Below are 4,011 nucleotides of genomic sequence, written 5' to 3'. Positions count from 1 at the left end.
GCGGGCCGCGATTTCGGCGAGCAGGTCACCCGCCGTATGACGTTCTTCGAGCGGCCGGAACACGTCCGTCACGTTCGTCGCCTCCCGTCCGAGGGCCCTCGTCGGCCCGGTACTCCACGGTAGGCCGCGGCCGGTCCCGCGGGACTGCGGATTCCGGGCGGCTTGCTGTGGATTCGCGGGCCTGCCACACCCGGCGGCTCCGGGGCCGTCGGATTCGGTTACCGGCCGCACCCGGCGCGACTGGCCCGTTCGTGCCGGATCGCCCGAGCGGACGCAACCCCCGGCGAACCGGCGGACGTCCCCGGGACATGATGATCAAAGGTTTGCGCCGGACGCTGGTGGTACTCGTGACGCCGGCGGCCATAACCGCCGTGGCGGCCCCGGCCAGCGCGGACACGCCCGCGCGGGTCACCGGCGTCACCGCCGCGGACCAGGCCGCCGCACTCGGGTGCTGGACGCCGGAGCGGATGCGGCAGGTCGGGGCCGGCTCCGAGGACAAGTGCGAGAGTAGCTCCACAGTGGACGAATCGTGGCCGAGGTAGCCGATCGAGAGGTCCTGGCCGAAGTGCAGCTCGTAGTCGCCGCCGCGGCAGGAAACGGCGACATCGTCACCGCGACGGGCGCGGACGGCTGGGCGTTCGTCTGGTGGCTGGGAAGCGCCACCGCGAAGACGGTCACCGAGTACGCGGCGAACGGCCACGTCGTCACAACCCTCAACGCCAGGTAGCGACTGCGGCCAGTGCCGGCCCGCATACCGCGGTGGCCCCCGCCAGATCCGCCGACTGCGGCGAGTTGGTGTCGTTGATCAATAGACGGGGTCTCCGGTAGTTCGATCAACGACCAAGACGATCGAGAAGTGGCCCGCCGTCGCGACTACGGCTGCCGTGGGTGCGGGTCTGACCAGCAGGGCTGTCAGGTGCGGGTGTTCGAGGACGTGGCTCGAACCGGAGCCGGCGCGGTCACGAGGAGCCGACGATAGGCTCGTCGAACAGCGGGATGCCGCTGCGGAGCCGTTCGAGGATTTCCAGGGTGGTGTCGACGTAGCTTCGGTGGGGCTCGCGCGCGACGAGGGTCTGCGCGGCGAAGCGGGCGCCGATCAGCGCTCCAGCGAGGGCCACGACCTCGATGTCCTCGGGGGTGCGGCCGAGCGCGGAGGCCACGAGACGCGCGGTCTGCTCGACGTCCCACGCGCCGCGGGCCCGCAGTGCTGCGGCGATCTCGGGCACGGTGCGCCCGAGCCGCATCCGCAGCTCTTCCTGGGCACGCTTCTGCTCGTTCAGCCCGGCGAAGGTAGCGCGGATCGCCTCGATCAGCGCGACCAGCAGCGGGGTGCCCACCGGGACTGCGGCGAGGGCCTCCTCGAACAGCGAGTCGACATCGTCGAACAGGACGACATCCTCCTTGGTGGCGAAGTAGCGGAAGAACGTGCTGCGGGCGACCTCAGCCGCGCCGGCGATGTCTTCGACGGTCGTCGCCTCGTAGCCGCGCTCGGCGAACAGACGCAGCGCGTGGCGCTGCAACTCGGCGCGGGTGCGCGCCTTCTTGCGTTCGCGCAGGGAATCCACCCACAAAGTGTGGCACACCCCCTCACTAAACAGGACTCAGTCTTATTTAAGACTCAGTCCTGTTTTCCTGGTAGCGTGTCAGGCATGAATACGGACACAGATGTCACGGTCGTGGGGGCAGGCCCGACGGGCTTGGTGGTGGCGGGCGAGCTGGCTCGGCGGGGCCGCCGGGTAACGGTGCTGGACAGCGCGCCGGCGCCGTTCCCGGGTCCGCGCGGTAACGGCATCCAGCCGCGGACTTTGGAGGTGCTCGACCCCCTCGGGGTCACCGACCGTCTCGTGGCATTGGGCACATTCAGGCTGCCGTTCCGCCAGTACGCGACCGACGGCGCCGTGCGGGAGCGAGACAGGCATCCCGGGCTAGAGCCGACGCCCGACCAGCCGTTCGCCCGGCCGTTGATCATTCCACAGTGGCGGACGACGCAGGTGCTGCGTGAGCGGCTCGCCGAGTTCGGTGTCACGGTCAAGCAGAATGCCCGCGTGGTTGCCGTGGAGCAGGACCAGGACGGAACCACCGCCATCCTCGAGAATCGGCGGCGGCTGCGCTCGCGCTATCTCGTCGGCGCCGACGGTGCATCGAGCACAGTCCGCAACGCGCTCGGAGTCGGCTTCCTCGGCCAGACCCACGACGAGGTCCGGATGCTGCTGGCCGAGGTCGAACTGGACGGGCTCGACCGCGACCACTGGCACACGTTCGACCTCGTCGGCGACGACGGCGCCGGTTTCCTTTCCCTGTGCCCGATGCCGGCGAGCCCGACCTGGGCGCTGGGGCTGCGCTCGCCCGACCCGGACATCCGGGCCGACGAGGCGACGCTGCACACCGTGGTCGACGGCATCCGGCCGCGGGTGCGCCTGCGCCGGATCGGCTGGTCCTCCACCTGGCGGCTCAACGTGCGGATGGTGGACCGCTTCCGCGTCGATCGGGTGTTGCTGGCCGGCGACGCCGCGCACGTGCACTCACCGGCCGGCGGCCAAGGCCTCAACACCGGGATCCAGGACGCCATCAACCTGGGTTGGAAGCTCGCCGCAGTGCTCGACGGCGCCGAGGACGCCCTGTTGGACACTTACGAGGCCGAGCGCAAACCGGTCGCCGCAGCGGTCCTCGGGCTTTCCAGCGAACTGTCCCGCCAGGTGCTCAACTCCGGTGTCGGCGGCTACGCCGATCGCCCGGCAGCCCTCGCCCGCCAAGGGCTACAACTCGACATCAGCTACCGCGCCGATCCCGACGCACCTGGCCTGCGACCGGGTGATCGCGCTCCGGACGCCCCGCTCGACAACACCACACTGTTCCTGCTGCGCCGGCAAGCCAACTGGACGGTCCTGGCCTTCGACGGGACCACTGAACCAGTCCATGACGCCCAGGTGCTCGACGCTGACGCACTCGATGTCGACGGCTACTTGCGTCGGACCTACGATCCCGTTCCCGGCGAGCGCATCCTGATCCGTCCAGACGGTCACCTCGGATGGCGCGGCACCGGCGCGATACCAGCGACCGGCACAACGAGCGCACTCGGGTACGCCGCGCAATTGTCGGACGGTTCGGCCGCACCGCGCACATAGACACAGACCACAACGAACGACCCGAAACAACCGCGCTGTCAGCACTCCACGCCGTCCGACTCCTCCGTTCTCAGACGCCGCCAGCCGATTGCCCGCTCGCTATCCAACCCGCGGCTCGCTCCGTCCCTCATTCACGACTCGATCTCACATGCCAGGCGCGTCGCTGTGTGATCTTGAGCGGCTGATCGTTGATGGTGGTCGGCCGGTCGTGGTAAAGAGCAACCCGCTACCTCGCCACCTACGACGGCCGCACGGTGGCGCCACATCTGCTGGACAGCACGGGCCTGGGTACCTTCCACGTGTTCCCATTGACCGGCCCGGCCGCACGCAACAAGGGCATGCCATTATTCCTCCGGCTCGTCCAGGACCAGTTCCTGGCGCCGTGCCGAGGAGACGGCGAAACCATCAAGCCTGACAACGTCGCTCGACGGTCGAAACCGGACTGACGAGGTACCTCTCCAGCGACCTAGCGCACCGCGGGAACTGCTCCAGGTCGGCAACTGTGGTTCACCCCTGGAGACCCCACAGGGGTGGCTGGTACTCACCCATGGCGTCGGACCGATACGGACCTACGCATCGGCGCCATGCTGCTCGACCTCACCGATCCGACCCGAGTCCTGGCCGTGCTGTCCGAACCACTGCTCGCACCCGGCCGGCTGGAACGGACCGGCTACGTCCCCAATGCCGGGCCGAACTGCGACCATCGCGACCCAGCGCCGACGGCGGAACGTCTCAACCGCGGTGTTCGGGTGGCGGCCGATCTCGTACCGTCTGTTGTCGTGTTCCGGCCAGGTGTGTGTGCAGGCGCTCGCGGACCTCGTCGGGAGTGTAGGCACGGCGCCGTCGTTCCTGCCGCACGATCACGACTCCAGTCGCGGCGACTCCG

Annotated in this window: 3 protein-coding genes and 1 pseudogene; 2 read left to right on the top strand and 2 right to left on the bottom strand. The window is 69.3% G+C overall.

Annotated elements, in window-relative coordinates:
- The first annotated feature begins 308 nt into the window (after positions 1 to 308).
- A complete protein-coding gene (locus VG296_RS32945; RefSeq protein ID WP_349259612.1) occupies positions 309 to 542 on the top strand; it encodes a hypothetical protein in 234 nt (77 codons plus the stop codon).
- On the opposite strand, the pseudogene VG296_RS32940 reads toward VG296_RS32945, so the two are convergent.
- A pseudogene (locus VG296_RS32940) lies at positions 509 to 598 on the bottom strand (encapsulin); the annotation flags it as partial. The gene VG296_RS32945 and the pseudogene VG296_RS32940 overlap by 34 nt on opposite strands.
- Before the next feature lie 361 nt (positions 599 to 959).
- A complete protein-coding gene (locus VG296_RS18120; protein ID WP_325567049.1) occupies positions 960 to 1,565 on the bottom strand; it encodes a TetR family transcriptional regulator in 606 nt (201 codons plus the stop codon).
- Positions 1,566 to 1,649: 84 nt separating this feature from the next.
- Here VG296_RS18120 and VG296_RS18115 point away from each other — a divergent pair, with 84 nt between their 5' ends.
- Positions 1,650 to 3,125: an FAD-dependent monooxygenase gene (locus VG296_RS18115; RefSeq protein ID WP_325567051.1), complete on the top strand. Its 1,476-nt coding sequence runs from the start codon at positions 1,650 to 1,652 to the stop codon at positions 3,123 to 3,125.
- Positions 3,126 to 4,011: the final 886 nt, after the last annotated feature.

It is taken from the genome of Actinospica sp., from assembly GCF_035552695.1.
Taxonomy (GTDB): Bacteria; Actinomycetota; Actinomycetes; order Streptomycetales; family Catenulisporaceae; genus Actinospica.
The sequence above is the reverse complement of the archived record's forward strand: the minus strand, read 5'-3'. Positions and strand labels throughout refer to the sequence as shown.

Excerpts from the sequence above, each read along its gene's own strand:
- VG296_RS32945 (WP_349259612.1), top strand. The coding sequence starts at position 309 with ATGATGATCAAAGGTTTGCGCCGGACGCTGGTGGTACTCGTGACGCCG.
- VG296_RS18115 (WP_325567051.1), top strand. The coding sequence starts at position 1,650 with ATGAATACGGACACAGATGTCACGGTCGTGGGGGCAGGCCCGACGGGC.